The sequence below is a fragment of the Arthrobacter sp. Z4-13 genome (assembly GCF_054792705.1).
In genome coordinates, this window is record NZ_CP096459.1 from 3,146,055 (window position 1) to 3,166,039 (window position 19,985).

The 19,985-nt window shown below is 65.4% G+C and carries 19 protein-coding genes; 4 read left to right on the forward strand and 15 right to left on the reverse strand.

The genetic code is table 11. From position 1 onward, the window contains the following. Positions 1–170: 170 nt before the first annotated feature. Positions 171–2,282, reverse strand: a complete 2,112-nt coding sequence (gene paaZ / locus M1E07_RS16290) for a phenylacetic acid degradation bifunctional protein PaaZ (RefSeq protein WP_461187668.1) — start codon at positions 2,280–2,282, stop codon at positions 171–173. Positions 2,283–2,426: 144 nt separating this feature from the next. Between paaZ and M1E07_RS16295 the strand changes: the two genes are divergently transcribed. Continuing rightward, positions 2,427–2,873, forward strand: coding sequence for a PaaI family thioesterase (locus M1E07_RS16295; protein ID WP_461187669.1), 447 nt, complete (start codon positions 2,427–2,429; stop codon positions 2,871–2,873). Positions 2,874–2,946: 73 nt separating this feature from the next. On the opposite strand, the gene M1E07_RS16300 is transcribed toward M1E07_RS16295, so the two are convergent. After that, complete coding sequence (locus M1E07_RS16300; RefSeq protein WP_461187670.1) at positions 2,947–4,983, reverse strand: S1 family peptidase; 2,037 nt, start codon at positions 4,981–4,983, stop codon at positions 2,947–2,949. After that, entirely contained in the window at positions 4,983–5,702 is a 720-nt protein-coding gene (locus M1E07_RS16305) for a tyrosine-protein phosphatase (RefSeq protein ID WP_461187671.1), read from the reverse strand. Before M1E07_RS16305 ends, M1E07_RS16300 begins: the two co-directional genes overlap by 1 nt. A 128-nt stretch (positions 5,703–5,830) precedes the next feature. Here M1E07_RS16305 and M1E07_RS16310 point away from each other — a divergent pair, with 128 nt between their 5' ends. Beyond that, complete coding sequence (locus M1E07_RS16310; protein WP_461187672.1) at positions 5,831–6,727, forward strand: SGNH/GDSL hydrolase family protein; 897 nt, start codon at positions 5,831–5,833, stop codon at positions 6,725–6,727. A gap of 34 nt (positions 6,728–6,761) precedes the next feature. Here the strand turns inward: M1E07_RS16310 and M1E07_RS16315 are convergent, their stop codons facing one another. Then, positions 6,762–7,370 (reverse strand): GNAT family N-acetyltransferase, encoded by a 609-nt coding sequence (locus M1E07_RS16315; RefSeq protein WP_461187673.1) that lies wholly within the window; start codon positions 7,368–7,370, stop codon positions 6,762–6,764. Between the two features lie 74 nt (positions 7,371–7,444). Between M1E07_RS16315 and M1E07_RS16320 the strand changes: the two genes are divergently transcribed. Then, positions 7,445–7,678 carry a DUF6480 family protein gene (locus M1E07_RS16320; protein ID WP_461187674.1) on the forward strand — a complete coding sequence of 78 codons (234 nt, stop codon included), beginning with the start codon at positions 7,445–7,447 and terminating at the stop codon, positions 7,676–7,678. 9 nt (positions 7,679–7,687) lie between these two features. Here M1E07_RS16320 and M1E07_RS16325 read toward each other — a convergent pair whose 3' ends face one another. From M1E07_RS16325 to M1E07_RS16345, 5 genes are all read right to left on the reverse strand, one after another. Then, positions 7,688–8,560, reverse strand: coding sequence for a 3-hydroxyacyl-CoA dehydrogenase family protein (locus M1E07_RS16325; protein WP_461187675.1), 873 nt, complete (start codon positions 8,558–8,560; stop codon positions 7,688–7,690). After that, positions 8,560–9,384 (reverse strand): enoyl-CoA hydratase/isomerase family protein, encoded by an 825-nt coding sequence (locus tag M1E07_RS16330; protein WP_461187676.1) that lies wholly within the window; start codon positions 9,382–9,384, stop codon positions 8,560–8,562. Before M1E07_RS16330 ends, M1E07_RS16325 begins: the two co-directional genes overlap by 1 nt. Next, on the reverse strand, positions 9,384–10,610 hold the full coding sequence (locus tag M1E07_RS16335) for a thiolase family protein (protein ID WP_461187677.1): 1,227 nt from the start codon (positions 10,608–10,610) through the stop codon (positions 9,384–9,386). Before M1E07_RS16335 ends, M1E07_RS16330 begins: the two co-directional genes overlap by 1 nt. A 192-nt stretch (positions 10,611–10,802) precedes the next feature. Beyond that, complete coding sequence (locus M1E07_RS16340; protein WP_461187678.1) at positions 10,803–11,420, reverse strand: pentapeptide repeat-containing protein; 618 nt, start codon at positions 11,418–11,420, stop codon at positions 10,803–10,805. A 59-nt stretch (positions 11,421–11,479) separates the two neighbouring features. Continuing rightward, on the reverse strand, positions 11,480–11,941 hold the full coding sequence (locus tag M1E07_RS16345; protein WP_461187679.1) for an SRPBCC family protein: 462 nt from the start codon (positions 11,939–11,941) through the stop codon (positions 11,480–11,482). Positions 11,942–12,082: 141 nt separating this feature from the next. Here M1E07_RS16345 and M1E07_RS16350 point away from each other — a divergent pair, with 141 nt between their 5' ends. Continuing rightward, entirely contained in the window at positions 12,083–12,259 is a 177-nt protein-coding gene (locus M1E07_RS16350) for a CsbD family protein (protein WP_104044994.1), read from the forward strand. 127 nt (positions 12,260–12,386) lie between these two features. Here the strand turns inward: M1E07_RS16350 and M1E07_RS16355 are convergent, their stop codons facing one another. The 6 genes from M1E07_RS16355 to M1E07_RS16380 all read right to left on the reverse strand — a co-directional run bounded on the left by M1E07_RS16355 (position 12,387) and on the right by M1E07_RS16380 (position 19,980). Further along, positions 12,387–13,457: a DNA polymerase IV gene (locus M1E07_RS16355; RefSeq protein WP_461187680.1), complete on the reverse strand. Its 1,071-nt coding sequence runs from the start codon at positions 13,455–13,457 to the stop codon at positions 12,387–12,389. A 110-nt stretch (positions 13,458–13,567) separates the two neighbouring features. Continuing rightward, the gene (locus M1E07_RS16360; protein ID WP_461187681.1) at positions 13,568–15,028 is read right to left on the reverse strand and encodes an amino acid permease; all 1,461 of its coding nucleotides are present in this window, start codon (positions 15,026–15,028) and stop codon (positions 13,568–13,570) included. A 330-nt stretch (positions 15,029–15,358) separates the two neighbouring features. Then, the gene (locus M1E07_RS16365) at positions 15,359–17,056 is read right to left on the reverse strand and encodes an ABC-F family ATP-binding cassette domain-containing protein (protein WP_461187682.1); all 1,698 of its coding nucleotides are present in this window, start codon (positions 17,054–17,056) and stop codon (positions 15,359–15,361) included. A gap of 241 nt (positions 17,057–17,297) precedes the next feature. Then, positions 17,298–18,164, reverse strand: a complete 867-nt coding sequence (locus M1E07_RS16370; protein WP_461187683.1) for a metal ABC transporter permease — start codon at positions 18,162–18,164, stop codon at positions 17,298–17,300. Next, entirely contained in the window at positions 18,164–18,997 is an 834-nt protein-coding gene (locus M1E07_RS16375) for a metal ABC transporter ATP-binding protein (RefSeq protein ID WP_461187684.1), read from the reverse strand. Before M1E07_RS16375 ends, M1E07_RS16370 begins: the two co-directional genes overlap by 1 nt. Beyond that, on the reverse strand, positions 18,994–19,980 hold the full coding sequence (locus M1E07_RS16380) for a metal ABC transporter substrate-binding protein (protein ID WP_461187685.1): 987 nt from the start codon (positions 19,978–19,980) through the stop codon (positions 18,994–18,996). The genes M1E07_RS16375 and M1E07_RS16380 overlap by 4 nt, the downstream gene beginning before the upstream one ends. Between the last annotated feature and the right edge of the window lie 5 nt (positions 19,981–19,985).

Sequence of the window (19,985 nt, forward strand, 5' to 3'; positions counted from 1 at the left end):
CCTACGGGCAGAATTTTACGCCCGCGCACGCCGAAAAGCCCCCGCCGCTTTCCCTCCCTGAAACGCCCCATCACCTCCCGCCATAAAACCGGGAACGCCCCATCACCTCCCGACGGAAGGTGATGGGGCGTCCCGAAAAAACGTGCGGAAGGTGATGGGGCGTTGAGGGGTTACTTTTCTACGAGGGTGAGGACGTCGTAGGTGGCCACGATGTCGTCGTTCTGGTTGGTCAGCACTGCATCCCAGGCCACCTCGCCGTATTCGTCGGTTTCACGGGGGGTGATTCTCTTGGCAGTCAAGGTCACCCGAATCGAGTCACCCCCGGCCACCGGAGTGACGAAGCGCAGGTTCTCGAGCCCGGAGTTGGCCAGGACCGGACCCGGGGCGGGGTCCACGAACAGGCCGGCGGCCCAGCTGAGCAGCAGGTAGCCGTGCGCCACGATGCCCGGGAAGAACGGGTTGGCTTCCGCGGCTTCCTGGTTAGTGTGGGCGTAGAAGGTGTCGCCGGTTGTCTTGGCGAAGGCCGAGATATCCTCCAGCGTGACCTGGCGGAGTTCGGACCGGACGGCGTCTCCGATCCGCAGCGTTTCCAGGGACTTTTGGAATGGGTGGGTCCCTTCGGTTTCAACCGTGAAGTTGCGGTCGGCGCCGGCATGCCAGACACCGGTGACGGCGGTGAGCATGTTGGGCGAGCCCTGGATTGCAGTGCGCTGCATGTGGTGCATTACCGAGCGGATACCGCCCAGTTCCTCACCGCCGCCTGCCCGGCCCGGACCGCCGTGAACCAGGTGCGGCACGGGCGAGCCGTGGCCGGTGGAGCTGCGGGCGTCCTCGCGGTTGAGCATCAGGACGCGGCCGTGGTGGGCGGCGATCCCGGTGACCAGTTCGCGTGCGATGGCGGGATCATTGGTGCACACGGAAGCCACCAGGGAGCCGTTACCGCGGGCGGCGAGGCGGACGGCGTCGGGAATGTCCTTGTACCCGATGACGGAAGAAACAGGGCCAAACGCCTCCAGCGAGTGGACTTCCTCCGCCTCAGGGTCCTGCCAACTCAGCAGGACGGGGGCCATGAAGGCGCCGCCGTCCACCACGCCGGTGGACCCGTCGGCAGAGGTGACCGACGGCGATTCGAGCGTTCCGTACGCGAGCTCACCTCCGGCGTCGAGCATTGACTGGACGGCCGCGCGCACGTCCTCAAGCTGCTCCACTGAGGCGAGCGCGCCCATGGTGACGCCGTCCGCCCGCGGGTCCCCGAGGACGACCCGCTCGGAGATGCGCCTGCCGATGGCCGCCGACACCGCGGGCACCAGTTCCTGCGGAACGATGGCGCGCCGGATGGCGGTGCATTTCTGCCCCGCCTTGGCCGTCATCTCGGTGACGACTGACCGGACGAAAGCGTCGAATTCGGGCGTGCCCTCCACCGCGTCCGGGCCCAGGATGGCGGCGTTCAGGGAGTCGGTTTCGGAGGTGAAGCGGACCCCGCCCTGAACCACGTTGGGGTGGGACTTCAGGGAGAGGGCGGTAGAGGCAGAGCCCGTGAAGGCAACCAGGTCGCGGTAGTCCAGGACATCCAGCAGCCCGCGGACGGAACCGGAAATCAGCTGCAGCGAGCCCTTCGGCAGGATGTTGGATTCAACGATCGCCTTGACCACGGCCGCCGCCACGTACCCGGTGGGCGTGGCGGGCTTAACGATGGTGGGAACGCCGGCGATGAAGGCAGGGGCGAACTTCTCCAGCATGCCCCACACCGGGAAGTTAAACGCGTTGATCTGTACGGCGACACCGGGGATGCGGGTGTAGATGTGTTCGCCGGCGAAGGATCCGTCCTTGGACAACACCTCCATGGGCCCGTCCACCACCACCTGGGAGTTGGGCAGTTCGCGCCGGCCCTTGGAGCCGAACGTGAAGAGGACGCCGATGCCGCCATCGATGTCGATCATGGAGTCGACCTTGGTGGCGCCGGTCTGGGCCGAGAAGGAGTAAAAGTGCTCTCGCCGGGCGTGGAGGTACTGCGCCAGCTCCTTGAGCTTGAGCGCGCGCTGGTGGAAGGTCAGTTGACCGAGTTCGGCCTGTCCGGTGGTGCGGCCGTAGTCGACGACGGTGGACAGGTCCAGCCCCTCCGTGCTCACCTTGGCCAGGATCTCCCCGGTGCTCGCGTCGCGCACGGGGACAGCGGAAGCCGTGGCACCGTCGTCAGGCGTCCACCACGCATCCATGATGAAGCTGGGCACTGTCTCCACGGTGTCGACCGTGGCCTGGGGAGCTGTGGCGGTGGTGGTCATCGTTGACGGGTCCTTCCAACATGGGACATACAAAGGCGGCCAGTGATTACTGACCGTCCGTTCGGTAATATATTCACCATACATGAAAGGCCGTGGTGCAGACTAGAAGGCCGGGCTTGAAATGGCTACCCAGAAGGAGAACGTATGAGCGCCCCGTCACCCAAGGATGCAGCCGTGGAGAACCACCTGGATGCGCACCAGTTGTGGAAAATCACCCTCGGCGAGCTCGACGAGAAGATGGGCGTGAAGATTCTTGAGGAGTCGGTGGAGCGTGTGGTCGCCACCATGCCTGTGGAGGGGAACAGGCAGTCCTTCGGGCTGCTGCACGGCGGGGCGTCGCTGGCCGTGGGCGAAGCGGTGGGGTCCTGGGCCGCCGTAATCCACGCGAGTACCCTGGGCAAGACGGCCGTGGGGGTGGACGTCTCGGCCACCCATCACCGCTCGGCGCGGGAGGGCCAGGTGACCATTACCGCCACGCCCATCCACCTGGGCGGCACCCTCACCACGCACGAGGTGGTTATCACCAACGAGGCTGGCCAGCGGCTCTGCACCATGCGCATCACCAACTTCCTGATGCGACGCCACAAATAGCGGCTGCCGGGCGAGGTTGAGCCTGCCGTCCGGTGGTTGGGCTTGTCTTCCGGTGGTTGAGCCGGTCGAAACCCTATTCGCGGGTGTGTTGCCTCCGACGCCGGACCAGCACCATCAGCACGGTACCAACGACGATGGCCGCTGCCGCAGCACCTGCCGCAGGGAGAAGTGCGGAGGGCCCAGTGTACGCAAGATTGCCGTTGTTCCTGCGGTCAGCAGTGCCCCCAGTGTTGGCGAGGCCAGCGGACGGCATGCTGCCGGGCGGGTTCACGACGACGGCGGTTGGGTTCTCCGTCGGAGCCTGTGGTAGCGCCACGGCCGGGTCAGCCGGGGCTCGGTCAGCCGGCGCCGGGGCGGGTGCGGGGGCCGCGTTCGGCACGCGTGCCGGCGGTTCCGGTTCGGCTCGTGCAGCTGAAACCAACTCAAAGCCCGTGGGCCCGGAGGCACTGAATCCGTTGACCGTCTCGGCCGTGAACCGGAGCGTCTCGGTCCCTTTTGGAGCAGGAAAGCTCCAGCTGCCGTCGGAACTGACCGGAACATCGAACGGTTGCTGCCCCTCAACAGTGATCCGTACGCCCGACCCGGCGGCAACCGCAGAAGCGGGGGCGGCCGGAACGTTCCCGCTCACCACCTGCCCCGGCTCATATGGGACACCCGGCGCTGGAGAGGCCACAGCAGGCTTGTTGAGGAAGAGCTCCAGCTGGTACCCGGGCAGAACCGCGATGGCATCGTCCAGCGTGGCGGCTACAGCACGGTTGGTTTGACCTGCTCGTTCCCCGGCCGCATGCAGTCCGAGTGCGTAGTTGCCGCTGACATACGGACCACCGGAATCTCCTCCGCTGGACTGGACGTCGTAGGAGAGGAAACCGCGGAAAGCCCTGAGGTCAGTAGGGTCAGTCCCATAGGTCGGTCCGGGCACGGTGTAGATCCCCACCTCATCCACCTTGCCGCAGGACCAGGCCGAGGTCCTGCCCGAGCGGCATACGTCCAACCCGATCACTGGTTCGGCCGTACCGATGATCTTGACGTCAGGTCCAGGTTGCGACACGTCACCCCAAGTACTGGCAGCGGGAACCGGGTCGAGATCAGGACGAAGTGACTCCACCACCGCCACATCAGTGCCGACATTGCCCGGGTTGCCGGGGTCCAGCGGATTGTCCACGATCCGGGAGTTACCGGGGCCGCCAAACTGGCTAAATCCGAACTGCCCCAGCAAACCCACCTTCTCGAACTGGAATTCCAAGGTTGCTGTTTCTGAAGCGCCGTCCGCGGCACAATGCCCTGCGGTAAGAACGGCAGGGAGGCCGGCAGGGTCGAAGGCGGAGAAACCGGTGGAACAGATCCACCCGGTGTCAGCGATAAAGCCAACGCCCCCGGGAACGTCGGCCTCAGGCGTGAGCGGAGCACCACCGTCGAGCTCCACGTTCGCATAACGGGCAACGAACTCAGCCGCAGACTTCCTGCCGGCACCAGGTGCCGCCGTGGCATCCGCTGGGACGGCCGAAGCGGGCTGGCCAACACCCGGACCGGCCGTCGACTCCGGCGAATTGACGTCGCCGGTCCGGATGACGAATTTCCCGCCAGACTCCACCACCGCCTGCAGGTCCGCAGAGCCCACTTCCCGGATGTACGCCTGGAACAGCTGCTCGGTGTTGACGGCAAGTTCGCTGCCTTGAGGTTCGGCGGCGCCGGGTGCCTCCACCGGCCGCGATTGGGCGGGGCCCTCCACCGCCAGGCTCGGGATGCTGTCGGCCAGCACTGCCACTTCCGCCAGCAGCTCCGCGCCGGTACCCGCTACAACAATTTTCTCGTCCCGCAGCCGTATCCCCGAGTAGCCGGGGACGTCCCGCAACTTGGCTGCAACATCCGCCGCACGGGTGCCCAGCTCCCCCTCCGCAGCAAATTCCGCTGGAGTCATACCAAGGTCCCTCGCCAGGGCTTCCTCGAGAGCAGCCGCGGACAGGCCGGAATGACGCGCGTCATCCGTGACGCCGGCAGGACCAGGCACAGGTTGATCCGCAGCCCACACCGGACCCACGGCGTAGGCGGAGGATGCCAGTACTCCAACGGCCGCTCCGGCCGCCAGGAAACGCCGTGTTTTGCCACCCATCACCGGGACACCCCGGCTCCGCAGAGGGCTAGCACCGCGTCCAGCTCGCCAGGTGTGACACCGTTTCGCAACAGGAAAGCACGCGTGTCGAGGCTCCGTACAAAGTCCACCACCGCCGCGCCGCGCTGTTCCAGCAAGGGCGCGAGCTCCACGTCCTCAACGTACCGTTCCCGCGAATGGGGAGGACCGTGGGTGCGGTAGCGCTCGTTGATGCCGCGGGCTGCACGCCGGTAGCTGTCCGCAATCTCCTGGTCGGAGGCCCCCGCCAGGTCCTGCACCATCGCTGCAACCATCCCGCTGCGGTCCCGGCCGGCAGCGCAGTGGAGCACTACATCACCTTGCGCCGCTGCAGAGGCAAGCTCACGAAAGACGCCCGCCAGCTTTTCCGGAAAGAGCCGGGCGTTGTCTGCGTAATAGGCGGGATCGTTGAGGTAGGGCCCGGACAGCTCCGTGAAGCGCGGATCGCCCGGCTCCTCGGTGGGTGCAGAAACCACCGTTATCCCGCCCAAGGCGGTATCTCCTACCAGCGGATCGCTGTCCCGGCGCCGCGCCTCCGCAGCGTTACGGAGGTCAATCACCGTGCGGACGCCGTCGTCATACGCCTGCCGCCACCCCGCTTCCGTCAGCCATTCCCGCCGACCCATCCGGTAAACACCCCCGGCAACATGCCACGCGTTGACAGCACCATCCCAGTCCACGGACCCGCCCGCTTTGCTCATCCGGACAGCTAATCACACTGGCCACAGGAGCCGCACGTCACTTTAGGGGACATACACACGGAAATCGGATACACAGGAGTACGGTGACACCCATATGACTTCTGTTCACGGTTCAAAGGAGAGCCTCAATGGGAAATGCATTACGACGGCGGCACTCGGCTTTTGGGGCCGGCCTCGCCACTGTGGCTATGGCACTGGCCTTCACGGCCATCCCGGCGGACGCCGCGCCGCCAACGCCGCGAGTCGACCTCGTAGCGGTCGGTGATTCCTACACGGCCGGGACTGGGGCCGGACCATTCGACCCCAACTTCCCTTGCGACCGGACAACCGGTGGCTATGCGGACCAGCTCGCTGCCATACCCATCATTGACGAGGTAATAAACGGTGCATGCCACGGAGCGCTCCTCGATGCCAGGGCATCTGGCATCGTGCCCAGCGTCTTGGAGCAGATCGCAGCCCTTGTCCGTACCGAGGGACTTTCGGGCCGCACTGAACTGGTTACTCTGACCGCGGGTGCGAATGACCTTGACTTCAACACAGTTCTGTCAAAGTGTGCCTTCTCCAGTGTCCAAGCCTGCCAGTTGGAGCTCGCGCAGGCGCAAGCGAAGTTGCCCACAATACAGACCAACCTTGTCAAGGCGCTCACCGCCATTCACGATGCGGCCCCGAGGGCCAGGATTGTAGTTTTCGGTTACCCACTGCTCTTTGATCCCGAGGACGGGTTTCCAGTAATTACCGCAGAGAGCCAAACTTTGGTCAACGCAGGCACGGCAGCCTTGAATGCCACAATCGATGCAGCAGTGGCTAAGGCCAACTCCGCTTCAAGAGCCAACGCTGTGTACATCGATGTAACAGTTCCGTTCGCGGGGCATGCGGCCAACACGTTGCAGCAATGGATTGCCCTTGACCTTGTGCCACCCATTGAGTTCGCAGATACCACTTTCCACCCCAATGCGGCCGGACATGCTGCCTACGCCGATGCCCTCACTGGTGCCGTGAACCTCCAGGCTTTGGCACGGCGCTGACCAACAAGCCTCCACGGCGCTGACCAACTCCCCCTTACCCCCGCCGGTCCAGCCGGTATTCGAGCCCGGCGCGGACCATGGGCCATTCGTGCTCGAGGATGGAGAACACTACGGTGTCGCGCAGGATGCCGTCGCGCGTCCTTGAGTGGTTCCGGAGTACGCCGTCCTGCTTGGCTCCCAGCCGGGCGATCGCCTCGCGCGACTGGTGGTTGAGCCAGTGTGTCCGGAACTCAACGGCCGGGCACGCAAGAACGTCGAAAGCGTGCCGCAGGAGCACCAGCTTGGAGTCCGGATTCGTTCCGGTTCCCTGCACGGAAGCGGCATTCCAGGTGGAGCCGATCTCCAGGCGGGGAGTGCCGGCGTCGACATTCATGTAGGTGGTCATCCCGATGATCCTGCCGGGGCCACCGGTGGCGGGGTCGATCAGCCGTGTGGTGAACGGCAGCATCGAACCCTGCTCCTGCAGGGTGAGCCGCCGCTGAATTTCGGCTGCCATGTCGTCAGGCGCCGGCACGGACGTGTACCAGAGACGCCACAGCTCACCGTCCCGTGCGGCATCAACCAGGCCGTCGTGATGCTCTGGATTCAGCGGCTCCAGGGTTATATACCGGCCGGTCAGGGTAAGGGGTTTAAGGAAGGTCACCGCACCAGCCTAGGTCCAACCACCCGGGCCGGTTACGCTGGAAACAGCACCAGGACGGAAACGAGGGAGATAACGTGTCAGGACACAATCCGGACCCGGAAGACGACAAGCTCACTGGCCTGGAGCCGGGAGGCGGAGTACCGCCAGGGGAAACGCCGCCGGGCGAAGCCTCCACGAACACCACCCAGGGGCATGACGAACACGGCACGAAAAGAAGCACACAGTTCTTTGTGATCGCAGCTATCGCGGTAGTGGTCCTGCTGTCACTCCTGTACTTCATCGGCTACATCGTGGGCTTCTTCGACTAGCCCGCTTTCCTAACCTGGCCAGTCAAAAAAGCCCTTCCCGGTCTTGCGTCCGAGTTCGCCCCTGGCCACCTTGTCCTTGAGGATCTGCGGCGGAGCGAAACGGTCACCCAGCGTCGAATGCAGGTATTCGGCAATGCCGAGCCGGACGTCCAGCCCCACGATGTCGGTAGTTCTCAGCGGACCGGTGGGGTGCTTGTAGCCAAGGACCATGGCGGCGTCGATGTCCTCTGCGGACGCCACCCCCTCCTCCACCATCCGCATCGCCTCAAGGGCGATGGCAACGCCGAGCCTGGAAGATGCAAAGCCTGGAGCATCATTGACGACGACGGCGGTCTTGCCAAGCGCCTCCACCCACCCCTTCGCCGCGGCAGCGAGTGCGGGAGACGTGCGTGTTCCGAGCACCACCTCGATCAGGGTGGATGCCGGCACTGGGTTGAAGAAATGCAGACCCAGGAAGTTCCTGGGCCGTTCCAGTTCACTGGCCAGACCGCTCACGGACAGCGACGAGGTGTTGGACGCCAGGTACGCGTCATTGGCCAGCCGCTCCTCAATGCCCCGCAGCGCAGCAACCTTCAGGTCCCAGTCTTCGGGTACCGCTTCGACCACCAATTGCCGGTCTTTGAAGGCGTCGTAGTCAACACCCAGGGCAAGCCGGGACACCAGTTCATCCAGGCTGGCGTCGACGGCACCGCGCTCAATGCTCTTGGCTGCGGCGGACTCAACCCGTTCCCGGGCAGCCTCGGCTGACTGCTCGTCGCGCTCAATCACCAGCACGTCAGCACCCTTGACCAGGAACGCGTGTGCGATGCCGGCGCCCATGCGGCCGCCACCGAGGACGCCCACGCGGGAAGGGAGCCCGAAATTGGGTTGCGGATTGTTCATCAGTTCTTCTCTCCGGTCTCATTGCCGGCCTTCACACCGGCGTTCTTATCGGCCTTCCTGGCGGAGTTCTTGTCGAGGAACTTCTGCATCCGGTCAAACTTGGCCTCGGATTCAAAAAGGATGCCCTGGGCCATTTGGTCGATCAGGGGGTGCGCCTCCGCCGGGGCGTGGAACACGGACTTGGTGATGCGCACCGCCAGCGGATCCTGCCGGCCGATTCGATCTGCTAAGTTATGAGCCGCGTCCAGGAGCTCCGATGGCTCCTGGACTTCGGTGATGAGGTTCACCGCCAGCGCTTCCTCGGCGCCAAGGACCCGGCCGGCCAGCAGAATCTGCTTCGCCACCGGCTCCCCCACCAGCTCCTTGAGCCGCCAGCTGGCCCCGGCTGCGGCGAGTATCCCCAGCCCGGTTTCCGGGTTGCCGATGCGCACGTTGGGTGTGCCGATGCGGAAGTCGGCCGCGTAGGCCAGCTCCGCTCCGCCGCCCAGGCAGTACCCGTCGAGGGCGGCGATCACCGGCATGGGCAGCTTGGCGATCCGGACGAAGATGGTGGAGTTGATCCCCTGCAGGGCATCGTCCCGGCGCCGCTCGCGCAGCTGCCCGATGTCCGCCCCGGAGGCAAACACACCTTCCACACCCGCGATGATCAGCACCTTCGGGTCCTGTTCAAGGGCGGCGCAGACCACGTGGAGTTCGTCCACCATCTGCTGGTCAATGGCGTTCCGGACCTCAGGACGGTTGAGGAGCACCACCACGCGGTCGCTGCGCTCCTCCACCAGCAGCGCATGGAACTTCTCCGCCGCCAGGTCCACGGCGCCCGGCATCAGACTTTCTCCAGCAGCATCGCCGTGCCTTGGCCAACACCAATACACATGGTGGCCAGGCCAACCCGGGCGTCCTCCCGCTCCATCCTTCCGAGCAGGGTGATGGCGATCCGGGCACCGCTGGAACCCAGCGGGTGCCCCAGAGCGATGGCACCGCCGTCGTTATTTACAATCTCTGGTTCGAGGCCCAGCCGGCGGATGCAGGCGAGGGACTGTGTGGCGAATGCTTCATTAAGTTCGACGGCGCCAAGGTCACCTACGCTGAGGCCGCTCCGCTTGAGGACTTTCTGGGTGGCGGGCACCGGGCCGATGCCCATGATTTCGGGCTCACAGCCCGCCGAAGCACCATCGATGATCCGCGCGCGGGGCGTGAGGCCCAGCCGCTCAATGGCCGCCTCAGAGGCGACGATGATGGCAGAGGCGCCGTCGTTCAACGAGGACGAGTTGCCGGCTGTAACCACTGTCCCGCCATTCGCCACCGGCCTCAGCCCGGCGAGGACGTCCAGGGTGGTGTCCGCCCGGGGACCTTCATCCGTGTCCACAACATGCTCGGACTTCCGGGTCTTGACGGTAACCCCCACGATCTCGTCCTTGAACCGGCCGGCAGCCGTGGCGTCCAATGCGCGCTGGTGCGAACGGACCGCGAAGGCGTCGGCATCCTCGCGGGAGATGCCGTCCATGCGGGCCACTTCTTCGGCCGTTTCCGGCATGGAGTAGGTCATTTTGCCGTCGCGGGACAGCTCACCCTTGTGGAATTGTGGATTGGTGAAGCGCCATCCGATGGACGTATCAAAAATCTGCCCCGGCTTGGCGAAGGCGGAACTGGGCTTCTCCTGCACCCAGGGCGCACGGCTCATGGATTCCACGCCACCGGCGATGACGATGTCTGCGGCGCCGGACTTGATCATGTGGCTCGCCTGGATAATGGCGCTCAGGCCGGAGGCGCACAGCCGGTTCACCGTGATGCCGGGAATGTGGAGCGGCAGCCCGGCAAGTATGGTGGCCATCCGCGCGACATTCCGGTTTTCCTCACCGGCCCCGTTGGCGTTGCCCAGGATGACCTCGTCGATGCTGTCCGGATCAAGCGCGGCCCGGTTCACGGCCTCGCGGATTACCAGGGCTGCCAGGTCATCGGGGCGGATGGACGAGAGTGCGCCACCGTATTTGCCTACCGGCGTTCGGACCCCGCCAACAAGGAAAGCCTGCGGACCTGCGGTTGCAGCCATGGAAACACCCTTCACGCGATAAACAGCACTGTCATCGTCGGCCGGCAGCGCTCCCCTCCCCAACCAGGTAGCAGCAAGCGTCGTTTTGAGCGTCCAAAACGACACTTAGCGCTACTGAGTTGGAGACACTTACCGACCGTTCGTTCTGTAAATAGTACACGGGAGGGCTCCCGTTGCGAACACCTCCGGAGGCTAGAGGACCGAGATGCCCAGATGCGCTGCCAGCAGGGGCGCCAGAAGGCCCAGCTGATACTCATCGACCACCACGCCCGCCATGCTTCCGAGGCCGCTGATGCTGCGGAACTCCGTGCCACGGATATCGAAGTCCTTGAGTTTTGCCCCACCGAGGTCGAGGGAACCTACGGTGCAGTTCTTCAGCGCCACGCGGGTACCTGCGGCGGAGCCCAGGTCCAGTTCGTTGATGATGCAGTCGGTGATGAGCACGTCCGCAAGTCTGGCGCCGCGCAGGTTGAGGAAGTCCAGTTTGCCGCCGTCGACGCGGACCGACTGCCAGCCGCTTTCGTAAAGCTCCGCCGAACCCAGCCTCGGGTTCCGCAGCTCAACGTCCCGCCAAGTGGACCGGGCCGCCCTAAACACGGGCGCGTACAGCTCACCCAGGATGCAGTCGCGGAACGAGGAGCCACGGAGCTGGGTGTCGTTGAAGGAGGCACCTATGAATTCGCACTCCGCAAAGTCCGTGCCGCTCAGTTCGAGACCGTCGGCCTCGGCACGGCTGTACCGGCCGCCGTCGTACCGTTCACCGCGGCGGAAATCCGACGTCGGCTGGTCCGTTAGGTTCTCCAGCCGCACTGGCGTGAGCCTGGGCGCGATAACACCGGAAGCACCGACCCTGGGAGGACGCCCGCCCACTACGGAAGCGATTCTGCTTTGGCCGCGATCTCCGCCAGGTCCTTCGTCAGGGCCTTGCGGGTGGCCGCCATGCCCATCCTGCCAAACAGCAGCATCATGAGGCGGCTCGCGAATGTCGGCTTGATGACCTCGGCGCCGAAGATGAGGGTCAGGTCGGTGCCGCCGTCGCGAGCGGCAAGGCCGAAGCGCGTGGTGTAGTCCGCACCGCCCTGGAGAGCCTTGACGGTGGTGCTGCGGTGCTGATCGGCTTCCGCCACCCACATCTCCACTGTTTCGGCTTTGCCCAGCATCTTCCGGGTCTCCTTCCAGCGCGTCCCCTCCCCGTAGGGGCCGTCGGTAAGGAGTTGCACGGAGTCTACTCCGGACAACGTTGCCGCCGAACCGGGGATGTCCGTGATGACGGACCAGACCCTTTCGGGGGACGCGTTGACGTGCTGGGTGAGGCTGATGCTGTGGTCCATGTTTCGAGCCTAGCCTCGGGCACGGACAATCAACAGGCGCCCCTCCCCGCCGGAAACAAGGGACTTGAAATAGTAAGCAAGCTTCGTGTTAGTGTGAAAAAGCACTGTTTGATCATCGGAAACGAAAGGAGGCCACCACCCATGGGCCTCGGAGACAAGATCAGTAACGCAGCAGAAGATTTCGGCGGCAAGGCCAAGGAAGCCACCGGCAACGCCACCGACAATGACCGGCTGAAGGCTGAAGGCCAGACCGACCAGGTCAAGGCTGACGCCAAGAAGGTCGGCGAAAGCGTCAAGGACGAGTTCAAGCGCGACTAGCCCCTTCCTGCGGCAGCCCGCCTACCAAGCCTGGCTGGAACAGAGCCCAACGGCGGCGGATTCCAAGGGATCCGCCGCCGTTCTGTTTGTCCCGGACAGTGGGAACAACAGGTCCTAAGCGTTGCGTTCACCAGCCGCTGCGGGTGGGCGTATGCCCCTGCCTGGAGTCTTCGGGCATCGTCATTTCGGCCCGGAGCCCCAGGAGCCGGATGGGACGATCCGGCTCGATCTTCGCCACCAGCTCAAGGGTGCGGGCCAGTACTTCCACGGGGTCCGACGTCTCGGGAATCTTCCGGGCGTACGTCTTGGTGAGGAACGGGGCGTAGCGGACCTTGAGCGTCAGTCCGATCACCGGGCGCCCCTCGGCGGCGACATCCGCCAGGACGTGCGCCGCCAACTCCCTGACGGCATCATCAATTTGCCCGGATTCAGTCAGGTCGCGCTGGAAGGTGATTTCGCGGCTGTGCCCGCGGGCCACCCAGGGCGTGTCATCAACGATCCGCCCGCCATCGCCCCGCCCGAGCTGCGCATACCAGGGACCCATCTTCGGGCCGAATTCGGGAACCAGGTCATCAGGATTGGATGCTGCCAGGCCGGCAACCGTCTCGATGCCGAGCTTGGCAAGGCGGCGCGACACCTTTGTTCCCACGCCCCACAGCTCGATCGTTGGCCGGCTGCCCATGACGTCGAGCCAATTGTCTTCCGTGAGCCGGAAGACGCCGGCCGGCTTGCCGAACGACGTCGCCACCTTGGCCCGCACCAGGGTGTCGCCGACGCCCACACTGCAGTGCAGCCGGGTCTTCTCAAGGACGGCGTGCTGCAGCTGCCGGGCGTAGGCCTCCGGATCCTCCGTCTGCACACCAACAAATGCTTCATCCCACCCGAGCACCTGCACCGTAGCGCCTGGCTGTGCGTGCAGCACCGCCATGACTTCCTCGGACGCAGCGAGGTAGGCATCCTGGTCGACGGGCAGGATGACGGCATCGGGCACTTTCCGCGCGGCGATCCGCAGCGGCATTCCCGAGCCGACGCCGTACGCCCTGGCTTCGTAGGACGCCGTGGACACCACCGCCCGCTCGGTGGGGTCACCGCGGCCGCCAATAATCACCGCCTTGCCCGCGAGCTCGGGCCGGCGCAGCACTTCGACGGCCGCAATGAACTGGTCCAGATCCACATGCAGCACCCACGGTTCGCTCACACGCCCCAGTTTGCCCCCGCCGGCCGCTCCGCACCACCTCCCAAGCCGGGAAACGCCAACGGCGGGACTCCCCTCCCAGGGGATCCCGCCGTCGTCGTACTGCTTGGTGCCTAGCTGTAGAGCGCGTTCTTGGGCTCGTTGTTCTTGACCTTCTGCCAGCCCAGCCACAGGACCACCGCGAAGAACGGAATGGTGGCCAGGGTCCAGAGGCCCAGGTAGAACACCTCGCCGGTCTTGCTGGTCATGGTGTCGAAGCCGATCAGCACCGCAATGGCGAGCAGGGCGATCAGGCCGGCCCAGCTGGTCCACGGCGAACCGGGCATCGGCAGGCTGGACGTGACGCCCTTCCTGTGGCGCAGCGCGATCTGGCTGGCGAAGATGGCGCCCCAGGTGAAGATGACGCCGATCGAGGCGGTGTTCAGCGCCAGGTCGAACGCGTGGGAGCCGCCCAGCCAGATGTTCAGCATGATACCCACCAGGTAGAACGCCGCGATGGCGAGAATAGCCGCGTACGGGACGTGGCGGCGGGACATCCGGGTGAGCCACTGCGGGGCGTGCCCGTTGTTGGCCATGGTGCGGAACACGCGGCCGATTGAGTACAGGCCCGAGTTGCAGGAGGACAGCGCCGCGGTGATAACGATCATGTTCATCACGTCGCCCACCCAGGCAAGGCCCATCTGGCCGAAGACGGTGACGAACGGGGAGGTGCCCGCCACGTACTGGTCCGACGGCAGCAGCATGGCCAGCAGGGTCACGGAACCAACGTAGAACACCACAATGCGGAGCACGACGGCGCGGATCGCCTTGGGCACTTCGCGTTCCGGGTTCTGCATCTCGCCGGCGGTGATGCCCACGAGTTCGATGCCGTTGTACGCGAAGATCACGGCGTTGAGGACCAGGACCATGACCAATGCGCCCTTGGGGAACATTCCGCCTTCGGCGGCGAAGAGGTTGGCGACCGATGCGTTGCCGTCGCCCACCTGGGCGTTGGTGACCACCATAAAGGTGCCCACCACCAGGAAGATCAGAATGGCGCCCACCTTGAGGCAGGAGGCCCAGAACTCGAACTCACCGAACGCCTTGACGCTCAGCAGGTTGACGGCCACCAGGAGGGCCAGCGCGGCGATGGCCGAGGCTTCCACGGGGACGTTGGGGAAGAAGAACTGGAAGTAGAGGCCGATGGCGATCAGTTCGGCGATACCGGTCATGCCCCAGTTGATGAAGTACATCCAGCCGGACAGGAACGCGCCCTTCTTGCCGAACATCTCGCCGGCGTAGCTGACGAACGAGCCGGAGGTCTGGCGGTACATGATGAGTTCGCCCAGGGCCCGCATCAGCAGGTAGGCAATGACGCCGGCGATGGCATAGGAGAAGATCAGGGCCGGGCCGGTGGAGGCAAGGCGTCCGCCGGCTCCCATGAACAGGCCGACGCCGATGGCGCCGCCCATCGCGATCATGGTGACGTGGCGCCTGCCCAGGGTCTTGCTGTAACCCTCGGCGCTGAGGGTGGGGTCGACGGCAGTGGATGGTGCCGTGTTGTTCTGGAGATCTGTGGGGGTACTTTGAGGCACAACGATTCCTTGTGGGTTGGGGGTTGGCCGCATCCGGGCTACGGATGATTCCACTCACATATTCGGTGTTTAGCCCTGTTGGGCAACGCAATGTGATCGGAATCTCTCGTGGCGCCGAAGCTTCGCGCGGCTCGTCTATCTTACAAGACGCCAAGGGGTGCTACGTGACGCGGGCTACACCGGGGCCTGCAGCGGTGACGCCGGCGTCCACCCGCCGCGGTGGTCCCACACCGTTTCGACGGTTCCGTGCCCGTTCGACGGCGGCGCGCGTCGAGTCTGCAGTGAACCGTCGAAACGGGCACGGGCAGCCGTGGACCCCAGGGACCTGAATCAGGCAGGCGCGAGCACGCCCTTGTCCATGGAGTAGCGGAGCCACTGCCCGGCCACGGTATTTCCGCCCACGTTTCCGCCCGTGGTCCCCCTGCTGTCCACAGCGCGCCGGCACTTGGCAAACCATTCGCGGAGGGCTCTGTCGTGGCTGACCATCACCAGGGTCCCGGTGAAGGCCGCGAGCGCAGCCTCAAGCTGCTCCACCAATACGGGTGCCAGGTGGTTGGTGGGCTCGTCCACAATCAGGGTGCTGTAGCCGCCCAGGAGCAGGCGGGCGAGCGCGAGCCTGCGCTGCTGGCCCGCGGACAGGCTCCCGACGGGAACGTGGAACTCGCTGGTCCGGAACAGCCCCAACCGCAGCAGCGATTCAGCATGCTCATCAATGTTCCCGCCCAGCCCGGCCGCAAAGGCGGGCAGCAGCCGGAGGGAAGGCTGCTGCGGCAGCTCCAGTTCCTGCTGCAGGTAGCCCACCCGCTCCGGCCGGGTCACCCTTCCTGCGGGAGGTATCAGCGTCCCCGCCAGCACGGACAGCAGTGTGGACTTGCCGGCGCCGTTCGGCCCGGTGATCAGGACCTTCTGGCCCAGGGCGGCCTGGAAGTCGGTGGCTTGAAGGCGGCCCGGAACGCTCACCCCGTGGACAGAAAGCGCAGCCGGACCGGCAACGGCCGGCGCAGCTTCGGAAGGCAAAGTGGCAGGCGCGGCGAGCCGCAAGGGCACCGGCGGCTGCTCCACTGGGCTGGCCTCAAGGCGCCGCAGCCGTTCCTGCGCGTTCCGGACCTGGCTGCTGGCGGCTTTCTGCCAGGTGCCGGCTTTGAAGTCGAAGCCCATTTTGTCGCCGTCGCGCTTGCGGCCGTACCCCATGGTCCCGGCAACAGTCTCCGCCTGCCGTTTTTCGGACTCCATGGCGTCCAGCCAGCCGTGGTACTGCTGGACCCAGCGTTGGCGTTCGGCGGCCTTCTCGCGGAGATAACCGTCGTAACCGCTGCCGTAGCGGTTGACGGCACGGCGCTCGGCATCCACTTCGATGATGGCGGCCGCCACCTTGCGGAGCAGCATGCGGTCGTGGGACACCACCACCACAGTGCCGCGGTGGGCGGCCAGCCTGTCCTCCAGCCACGCTGTTCCGCGGGCATCCAGGTGGTTGGTGGGTTCGTCGAGGAGCAGGATGTCCGCCGGATCGGCCAGGACGCAGGCCAGCGCAACGCGTTCCTGTTCGCCGCCGGAAAGCGATCCCAGGGCACGGTTCCGGTCCAGGCCGCCCAGGCCCAGCCGGTCCAGCCCAGCCTCCACCCGCGGTTCGGCGGCGTAGCCTTCGCGGAGCTGGTACTCCGTCTGCAGCCTGCCGTACGCGTCCAGGTCGCGGTCCTCTGCGTCAGCCAGACTGGCCTCGAGCCGGTCCAGCTCCGCTTCGAGTGCCCGGAGCGATGCGAGGGCTGCGTCGATGGCCCCGCCAACGGTGAAGGACTCGGGCAAACCATGGGTCTGGGCGAGGTAGCCGACGCGGCCGCCGATGGCGGCAGACCCCTCGTGGGGCTGTTCAAGGCCGGCCAGGATCCTCAGCAGCGTCGATTTGCCCGCGCCGTTCTCACCCACTACCGCCACATGCTCGCCCGCAGTGATGGTCAGGTTGATGCCGTCGAGCAGCAAGCGGTCGCCGTAGCCGTGGGAGACGTCCGAAAGGTTGATGTGTTCTGTCACGGGAAGTCCTCGCATAAGTTCCGCGTATGGCCGCCGGAGCTGAACCGGCTTCACCCGGTGCTCGACGACGGCCTTGGATGTGGGAACAGTCCGGCGTGGCCGGGCTGCTGGGCTAGGACTTCATCGCTCCAGCCTGCCCGCCGGGGGATGTTGAGTCAAGCGGTCGCCGGGGCAAACGCAGCGAAAGGCCGACGGCGGCACCCCGCCAGGTGCCGCCGTCGTACTTCCCTTGCCGGGAGCGCTACACGGCGACGGCAACAGCCTTCCTGCGGCGGGCCTTCGCCAACCGGGTGCCGATCAGTCCCTGCCGCGGGCTGAACAGATAGACGACGGCGAACACCACTCCCTGCGTGAGGACCACCATGGCGCCGGAGGCGGTGTCCAGGTAGTAGCTGAGGTAGATGCCGGCGAGCGAACAGGCCGCCGAGACCACGGGGGCGATGACCAGCATGCGCGAGAAGCGGTCGGTCAACAGGTACGCCGTGGCTCCGGGGATGATCAGCATGGCCACCACCAGGACCACGCCCACCGTCTGCAGCGCCACCACGGAGGTCAGCGCGAGCAGGCCCAGGAGCAATGCCCCGAGCCGTTGCGGTGAGAGCCCGATGGCGTGCGCATGGGTGGGGTCGAAGGCGTAGAGGGTGAGGTCCCGCCGCTTGAGGATGAGGATAACAAACGCCACCACACCCAGCACCAGGACCTGGATCAGGTCCGGGACGCTGACGCCAAGCAGGTTACCGAAAATGATGTGGTTCAGGTCCGTCTGGCTGGGCGTCACCGAGATCAGCACCAGGCCCAGGGCGAACAGCGAGGAAAACACGATGCCGATTGCGGCGTCTTCCTTCACCCGGCTGGTGTTGCGGACCACCCCGATCAACGTCACGGCAATGAGGGCAAACACCAGCGCGCCCAGCGCAAAGGGCGCGCCCACGATGTACGCGAGCACTACTCCGGGCAGCACGGCGTGGGACACTGCGTCGCCCATCAGGGACCAGCCGATCAGCACCAGCCAGCAGCTCAACACGGCACAGACCACCGCGGCCAAGGCGGTGGTCACCAGGGCGCGGACCATGAAGTCATAGCCCAGCGGTTCGAGGAGGATCTCCATCAGCGGTTCACCCGCTTGCCGTCCAGAATCCTGCCGGGTGGGTTGCCGGCCGGCATTTTGCTGCCCGAAACCTCGGCCGCCGACTGATCCCGCTCCGGCAGGCCCCGCTCCAGCACGTCCAGGCCGAACGCCATCGCCAGGTTTTCGGGCTGCAGCACCACGTCCGGCGGGCCGTGCATCAACACTTTGTGCATCAGCAGGACTGCTTCGTCACACAACTGCGGCAGGGCGTGCAGATCGTGCGTGGACACCAGGATGGTGCAGCCGTCCGAGGCGAGCTCCCGCAGGAGCCGCGTGATGGTCGCTTCGGACCGCTTGTCCACACCGGCGAAGGGTTCATCCAGGAGCATGGTCGTGGCACCTTGGGCGATGCCGCGGGCCACGAAGGCGCGCTTTTTCTGGCCGCCGGAAAGCTGCCCGATCTGGCGGCCGGCATACGGCCCGAGTTCCACCCGGTCCAGTGCTTCATCGACGGCGGCGCGGTCCGCTTTGGACGCACGCCGGGTAAAGCCCTGGTGGCCATAGCGGCCCATCATCACCACGTCCCGCACGGACAGCGGAAACTGCCAGTCAACGTCCTCGCTTTGCGGGACGTAGCCGATGCCGCCTTGCTTGCGCGCCCTTGAGGGTGGCTGCCCATTGATCCGTACGGTGCCGGCGTCGGGCTTGATCATTCCCATGATCACCTTGAACAGCGTTGACTTGCCGGACCCGTTCATGCCCACCAGGCCGCAGATCCGGGCGGGCTCAAGGGCCAGGTTTGCTGAATCCAGCGCCCGGACCTCGCCGTAATGGACGGTCACCTTTTCCACGAGGATTGCCGGGGAGGTCATGACCCTGCCCCCTTGGTTGCCCCGGCGAGCGCCTTGGTAATGACGTCGGCATCGTGCCGGATGAGGTCCAGGTAGGTGGGGACCGGCCCGTCCGCTTCGGAGAGGGAGTCAACGTAGAGCGTGCCGCCGAACGTGGCCCCGGTAGCGCCCACCACCTGCTGCATGGGGGCGTCGGAAACAGTGGATTCACAGAAGACAGCGGGGACCTTGTTGGCCTTGACGTACTCGATCGCCCGGGTGATCTGTTGCGGCGTTGCCTGCTGTTCGGCGTTGACAGCCCAGATGTACACTTCGGTCAGTCCGGCGTCACGGGCGAGGTACGAGAAGGCACCTTCGCAGGTGACGAGGGCACGCTGGGTTTCGGGAACTGCTGCAAGGCTGGACTTCATCTGGTCCTGCACAGCCTGGAGCTCGGCCTTGTACGCGTCACCGTTGGCCTTGAAGGCCTCGGCGTTGTCCGGGTCCAGGTCGCTGAAGGCCTTCACCATGTTGTCCACATAAATCTGCACGTTCACCGGCGACATCCACGCGTGCGGGTTGGGCTTGCCCTGGTAGGAGTCTTCGCTGATGGACATCACCTGAACGCCGTCACTCACCATGGCGTGCGGGACGTCCAGGCCTTCCACAAACTGCCCGAACCAAGCTTCCAGGTTGAGCCCGTTGTCTAGGATGAGGTCCGCTTTGGAGGCCTTGCGGATGTCACCGGGCGTGGGTTCGTAGCCGTGGATTTCGGCGCCGGCCTTGGTGATGGATTCAACCGTGAGCTTGTCCCCGGCTACGTTCCGCGCGACGTCGGCCAGCACCGTGAAGGTGGTCAACACCACTGGTTTGCTGTCGCTGGCATTTCCGGAGGCACCGCCTTCGCAGGCGGTCACCAGAAGGGAAAGTACGACGACGGCTGCCGCGGCGGCACGGAAGCGCACCTGGCGGAGGGAGCTTCTTCGGGCGGCTACTTTGGCGCACCGAAATGAAAGTTTAGGCATACCGA